This window comes from Aestuariivita boseongensis, assembly GCF_001262635.1.
Taxonomy (GTDB): Bacteria; Pseudomonadota; Alphaproteobacteria; order Rhodobacterales; family Rhodobacteraceae; genus Aestuariivita; species Aestuariivita boseongensis.
In genome coordinates this window covers 193,534-199,607 of sequence record NZ_JXYH01000001.1, presented here as the reverse complement: position 1 = coordinate 199,607, position 6,074 = coordinate 193,534, and the positions used below count along the sequence as shown (strand labels likewise).

Here is a 6,074-nt window from a genome sequence, read left to right as displayed (position 1 = left end):
CGCGCGCCCACGGCGATTGACTTGCGGCTGGTACTGAGTGTGATGGCGATCAGCGGCAGCCTTGAACGGATCGGCGATTATGCCAAGAACATCTCGAAACGCACGCCGGTTCTGGCGGGCAGCAGCAAGATCAACGGATCCATCGGATCGCTGCGGCAGATGACGCAGTTCGTGATCCGGATGATTTCGGATGCGCTCGATGCCTATATTCAGCATGATACCGATCTGGCGGGCGATGTATTTGAACGCGACCGCGAGGCGGACCAGATGTACAACATGCTGTTTCGCGCCCTGCTGACCCATATGATGGAAGATCACCGCAACATCGCCACCGGGATGCATCTGCATTTCATCGCCAAGAACATCGAACGCGCGGGCGATCATGCGACGACAATTGCGGAACAGACGATCTATATGGTGACGGGGCAGACGCCCGATGATGACCGGCCCAAGGGGGACACCACGCCTCTGGCCACGGCAGAAACAGGTGTATGATGGCGGTGGACCAACCGACCGTTCTGGTTATTGAAGATGAACTCGCCCAGCGCGAGGTGCTCTCGTACAATCTGGAAGCCGAGGGGTTTCGCGTCATCAAGGCCGCCGATGGTGACGAGGCCCTTCTGCAGGTTGAAGAGCAGGCCCCCGACGTGATCGTGCTGGATTGGATGCTGCCCGGCGTGTCTGGGATCGAGGTCTGCCGCCGGATCAAGATGCGCCCCGAATTGCGGCGCATTCCGGTGATCATGCTCTCGGCCCGGTCGGAAGAGGTTGACCGGGTGCGCGGCCTGGAAACCGGGGCGGATGATTACGTCGTCAAACCTTATTCGGTGATCGAGTTGATGGCGCGGGTGCGGACGCAACTGCGCCGCGCACGGCCCTCTACCGTGGGGGAGCGGCTGGAATTCGATGATATCGTGCTGGACAGTGAAACCCATCGCGTGACGCGCGGCGGTCAGGACCTGAAACTGGGGCCGACGGAGTTCCGGCTGCTGAGCACCTTCATGGAGAAACCCGGCCGGGTCTGGAGCCGCGAACAGCTGCTGGACCGTGTCTGGGGGCGCGACATCTATGTCGACACCCGCACGGTGGATGTACATATCGGACGGTTGCGGAAAGCCCTGTGCAAACATGGTGGCGACGATCCGCTGCGCACGGTGCGCGGCGCGGGTTACGCCCTGGGCTGATCTGTAGGCCGTTCAGATACGACGGATGCCTGAGAGGAGGCGTTCGGACAATGCGTGCCGTCACCCAAAGCATGCCCGGATGAGTTGTGATCTTTCAAACACCTTCAGAAAGACTCGCGCCACAAACCAAGCCGCCCTTGCCGCGACACCGACGATCAAAACAAGGCCGAACATTGTCCGGGTGCGATGGGCCGCAGGTCAAGCTTGGCCCAATCGTCAATCCAGGCTGCGTCCCTGTGCGACCCGCCCGAACACAAGGTCCGCCCCAAGGTTTCCAGGTCAAAGCAGCGGCCCGCTGAGGCCGCTGCGCAGATTTCCAGCCATACAGCAGGTGACTGTTTTCACCATGCGGCTGGGGGTCAAAGCTTTAACCGGCGTGCTGTGCGGCGATCCAATCCTCGTCCAGCGCGGTTTCCGATGAAAAATCGACGCGTCCGGCAGACCCGCTGTTTCCGACCTTGAAGGCGCCGGTGATTTTATTCAGCGCCCGGGCGTTATGGGTCAGCTCGTGGCTGGCGGCGGTCGTCTCCTCCACCATGGCCGCGTTCTGTTGCGTCACAGTATCGAGGTGAGACACGGCCGCGTTGATTTCCTTCAATCCTTCGGATTGCGACAACGTTTCAGCCGAGATGGTGGCCATCAGATCGCTGATTTCGCCCACCATGCCGACGATCTTGTTGAGCGCCTCGCCGGTTTCATCGGCCTTGACCACGCCTTCATTCACCTGACTGACCGAGGTTTCGATCAGCTGTTTGATCTCTTTCGCGGCGGTGCTGGAGCGTTGCGCCAGCGCGCGTACTTCGGAGGCGACAACGGCAAAGCCCTGCCCAGCCGCACCGGCGCGCGCGGCCTCCACGCCCGCGTTCAGGGCCAGAAGGTTGGTCTGGAAGGCGATATCGTCGATCACGCCGATGATCTGCGACACCTCGTTCGACGTCGCCTGGATTTTCTTGATCGACTCCAGCGTAGAGGCAACGACCGTCAGGCTATTCTCGGCAGAGGCACGGGTGGTCTTCACGAAGTCATTGGCCTTGTCGGTGCCCGTCGCGGTTTCGCCCACGCTTTGGGTCAGCTGTACGATCGTGGCCGCGGTTTCCTCCAGTGCTGCGGCCTGACCTTCAGTGCGGCGGGCCAGATCATCGGCGGCAGAGGTCAGGTTCGCCGCACCGTCCTGAATGCTCGCGGTTTGCTCCACGATATCAGAAAAGGCTTGCGACAGCTGTTCGGCGGTGGCGTTGAAATCATAGCGCAGCGTCTCAAAATCCGGGGCGAGTGTCTGGGTCATGCGCACGTCCAGATCACCGTTCGACATCCGGGCCAACCCATCGGAAAGCGCGGTGACGACCGCTTCGCGATCCTTCTGAGCCTGGGCTTCCCGTTCTTCCTGAAGCACGGCTTCCCGCCGGTTGTTTCTGAACACGACCAGGGCGCGGGCAAGCCTGCCGGTTTCATCCGACCGGTCCTGACCGGGAATGTCGATCTCCAGATCACCATTGACCAGCGCGTCGGTTCTGTCGGCCAGGCCCCGGATCCGTGCGGTCACGACGCGAGTGACAACGACAGCAACAAGTGCTGCAATCAGGGCAATCACCACGCCCGCCAGCAATGAGGCGGACTGGGTGAGTTCGGCTGTATCGACAGCATACAGACCGGCTGCGCTTTGTTTGTCCAAAAGATCATCCAGGATTGCTTCAATCGTGTCCTGTAGCGCCAGGCCGTTCGCGCCCAGCCCGATGTCGATCAGTTCTTTGCGGGTTTCATACGCCTCTTCCAACCTGGGCAGGGCGGCTTGCATCTGCGAGACCAGATCCACAATCGTGGTCGCTGTATCGCGCGCCACATCGTGAAACACTTCAAGTGAGAAAAGCTCAAGCTGTTCCTGTGCCTGCTCGAAATGGGTGGCCGCTTCGGCAAGCAGGCTTGGGTTGCCGGTGGTTACGAAACGGTAGGATTTGAACTTGCCAAGTTGCACCTCTTTCAGCGCGGCATTGGCCCGCTGCGCAAGGATCGTCTTGCCCGCAGACAGGGATTGTTCGGCCGCCTGCTCAAGCAAGGCGACTGTTTCAAAGCTTTGTGCTTCGAGTTGATCCGACATGCCGGCCAGCGACCTTGTCTGTGCGACCAATGCGTTGAAACTGGCCTGCAATTGTTCGGTGCCGGTCAAGATCTGCTCTTGCAGCAGGCGGCCCTGGCTTACCCCGGACAAGGCATCGGCCAGACCGGGTTCCTGCAGTATCTCGTTCAGGTTGGATTCGACCACCACCCCGATACCGGGATCCGCTGTCAATCCGTACTCTGCCGCGGCCAGCCGCGCTTCAAACAGGTCTTCGGCGACTGCGGCGATGATTTCGGAATTGTTGGAGGAGTCCTTGAACGTCCCAAGCTCATGCCCGATCCGGGAGAGAGAATAGAAACTGCCCAGAAGTGATGCCAGGATAAGCGCGATCAAAAGGCCATAGCCCGCGCGTATCAGTACCGGCATAGAAAGATTTTCAAGGATGGCGCTTTTTGTTTGCGCCTGTTGGTTCATGTCCGTCATGCCCATATCCACCTGTTCCCAAGAACGGATCCCGCTCGCGATCCTGGTGGCGGACATTAGGTGCGAACCCTTTTCAAACGGTGAACACGTTGGAATTTCGCGCCCAGAGGCATGATAAGGGGAACAAATCGCTGCGGCATGCGTTGCGCAGCCATGAACACAGATCCGGCTGTCTCAGCCGCTTTCCCCGGACCCGGTCGCCCATGAGTGGACGGAGCCCCGAATTCGCGCGGCGTGGACAGGCCGCGGCCGCCGTGCGTGCGCGTGTCCCGGTGGTGGCCGAGACGCTTGGCCGCCACGCGCCGGTTGTGGCGCTGCCCGTTGCCGTGCCCGGTGTCGCGGCACTGGCCGAGCGGCAGTTTCCCCTGGCAATCAGCCTGCTGTTACCGGCCGCGTTTGCGATCGCCATGGGCCTGGCGCTGAAAGGCGTAAACAGGGACATCGCCCTGCGCCGGATCGAGGCTGTGGCAAGCCTTGCGCTGATCTTTGTGCTGTCGGCAGTTCTGGCAATCCCCGGCTTTATCGTGCTGGGGCTTTCCCCGCTGGATGCGCTGTTCGAGGCCGTGTCGGGCATCACGACGACAGGTCTGAGCGTGGCCACATCCGCCGAAAGCTGGCCCATTGCGGGGCATCTGTTGCGCTCTTGGCTGCAATGGTGCGGCGGTGTGGTGGTCGCGGTGGCGGGTGTTGCGCTGTTGATGGATGCCGGACGTGCGGCCCGGGTGCTGGGCGAACAATCGGTGAGCGGCACGGATTATGCTGCGTCGGCACGGGCAAAGGCACGGCTGATCCTGATGGGATACGGTGCCTTGACGGGTTTTGGCGTCGCCCTGTCCATCCCGCTTTTTCCGGGCTGGTGGGAAGGGCCGATGGTGGCGCTGTCGGCGGTCTCTACCGGTGGGTTCAGCCCGCGTGATAACAGCCTTGCAGATTATTCTCTGGCTGCGCAGATCTTTGCAATAATGCTGAGCGTGGCGACCGCGGTGTCGCTTCTGTTTTACCCCGTGGCCTGGAAACTGGGCCTGCGCGAGGCGCTCAGGCGCGGCACGGTACTTGCGACGCTGGGCATTCTGCTGGGGGGTGGTCTGATTTACGGGCTGGGACATATACTGCTGAACGGTTGGGAGCCGCGGGCCATGATCGCCGGCGTGCTGAACCAGCTTAGCGCGCAGACCACGGCGGGGTTTTCCAGCGCGCCGATTCTGCCGGCAAGCCCGCTGATCCTTGTGCTGATCGTCGCGATGATGTTCGGCGGCGATGTCGGTTCGACCACCGGGGGGATCAAGACCGCGCGGGTGACCATGCTGATGCGCATGGTGGCGCTGATTTTCCTGCGCCTGCGTCTGCCCGACCGGGCGGTGTCGCATCTGAAAATCGGCGCGCGGCGCGCAGATGCCGAGGCGATCCTGTTTTCAGCCGCACTTCTGGCGATCTATCTTGCGGCGGCCCTGATCTTCTGGGCCGCGCTTTATGCGGGCGGTTACCCGGCGATGGCGGCGTTGTTCGATGCGGTTTCGGCATTGTCGGCCGTTGGTCATTCGGCCGGGGTGATCGGACCTGATCTGGCAGACTGGCTGAAAGTGATGGCCATTGCGGCAATGCTTTTGGGGCGGCTGGAATTCTTCGCGCTGATTGCGCTGGTGCTGCCCTCGACCTGGATATCAAGGAGGTAGACGATGCATATTTCCGTACTTGGCGCGTCGCGCTTTGGCGTGGCCACCGTGCGCCAGTTCATCGACGCGGGCCACGAGGTGGTTCTGATCGATCAGGATCGCGACAGGCTGGATGCGCTGTCGGATGACCTGGATTGCGCGATGATCTGCGGCGATGGCACGCTGCCTTCAACCCTGCGCGATGCTTATGGCGACGGGTCGGATGCGCTGGTCGTGCTGACCAATGCGGATGATGTGAACGTCCTGGCCGCAGTTGTGGGCCGGTCTGTGGGATACAAGCGCGTGATCCCGCAGATCGTCAGGACCGAATTGTTGTCGGTCGCAGAGGAGCTGGACCTAAGCGACGTGATTGCCCCGCATGAAAGCGTTGCGCGGTCCATCTATTCCGCGTTGGTGGACGACAGCCAGGTTGAGACGGAAATGGCGCTGCATCGCGAGCTGCGCTTTGTCAATCATGCAGTCCCGCAGTCCCTGGACGGCACGGCAATCGGCAAGCTTGACCTGCCTGAGGATGCGCGCGCGGTGGCGTATTCGGGAGAGGACACGGAAACATTTGCCGATACGGACGTGACGCTGCGCGCGGGCGATCATCTGTTTTTCGTCGCCACCGCCGATGCCGCAGAGGCGTTGCGAGAGATTTTCGCCACATCCGACGATACGGAGTGATGACGGGTCGAG

General features: G+C 61.5%; 5 protein-coding genes. 4 read left to right on the top strand and 1 reads right to left on the bottom strand.

The window, feature by feature from the left end; genetic code table 11:
• Nucleotides 1–495: phosphate signaling complex protein PhoU (gene phoU, locus TR61_RS00980; RefSeq protein ID WP_082181781.1), on the top strand; the 495-nt coding region annotated here is incomplete at its 5' end.
• Nucleotides 495–1,184 (top strand): phosphate regulon transcriptional regulator PhoB, encoded by a 690-nt coding sequence (phoB, locus tag TR61_RS00975; RefSeq protein ID WP_050927681.1) that lies wholly within the window; start codon nucleotides 495–497, stop codon nucleotides 1,182–1,184. The genes phoU and phoB, both read left to right, overlap by 1 nt.
• A gap of 367 nt (nucleotides 1,185–1,551) precedes the next feature.
• On the opposite strand, the gene TR61_RS00970 is transcribed toward phoB, so the two are convergent.
• Nucleotides 1,552–3,666 (bottom strand): methyl-accepting chemotaxis protein, encoded by a 2,115-nt coding sequence (locus TR61_RS00970; RefSeq protein ID WP_172676912.1) that lies wholly within the window; start codon nucleotides 3,664–3,666, stop codon nucleotides 1,552–1,554.
• A 260-nt stretch (nucleotides 3,667–3,926) separates the two neighbouring features.
• Between TR61_RS00970 and TR61_RS00965 the strand changes: the two genes are divergently transcribed.
• Both TR61_RS00965 and TR61_RS00960 read left to right on the top strand, forming a co-directional pair.
• Entirely contained in the window at nucleotides 3,927–5,396 is a 1,470-nt protein-coding gene (locus TR61_RS00965) for a TrkH family potassium uptake protein (RefSeq protein ID WP_157440783.1), read from the top strand.
• 3 nt (nucleotides 5,397–5,399) lie between these two features.
• Nucleotides 5,400–6,062, top strand: a complete 663-nt coding sequence (locus TR61_RS00960; RefSeq protein WP_050927656.1) for a potassium channel family protein — start codon at nucleotides 5,400–5,402, stop codon at nucleotides 6,060–6,062.
• Nucleotides 6,063–6,074: the final 12 nt, after the last annotated feature.